Raw genomic sequence first — 369 nt, forward strand, 5'->3', positions numbered from 1 at the left:
TGCACTGGCATTGCCTTGCGCCTTGCGCAGAAACGGAAAGGCAAAGGCCAGTTGTTTGAGGACGGGAGGTTGCGGCGTCTGCGGGCGGTGAGGTGCCGGTTTGCTCGTCATGGATTCGGTGCTCTCCTGGATGAGAAGGACCGCACGAATATGACGGACAAACAAGCATCGTCAATTAGCCAAGTTCTGATTTCATACAAACACTAATATGAAAGAGCGTCTGCTGACGGTCGCGGGCGCGTTGCCGGCCGAACGCATCATGGGCGTCGAGACGGGCGGCTGCCCGCACACGGCGATCCGCGAGGACGCGTCGATCAACCTCGAGGCCGTCGACCGCATGCTCACGCGTTTTCCGGACGCGGACATCGT

The 369-nt window shown here is 59.9% G+C and carries 1 pseudogene; it reads left to right on the forward strand.

Annotated features, from left to right (window positions below):
* Nucleotides 1–202: 202 nt before the first annotated feature.
* Nucleotides 203–369: pseudogene (locus VSR82_RS40150) on the forward strand (GTP-binding protein); the annotation flags it as partial.

The sequence above is a fragment of the Burkholderia sp. JPY481 genome (assembly GCF_038900515.1).
GTDB classification, from domain to species: Bacteria; Pseudomonadota; Gammaproteobacteria; order Burkholderiales; family Burkholderiaceae; genus Paraburkholderia; species Paraburkholderia youngii.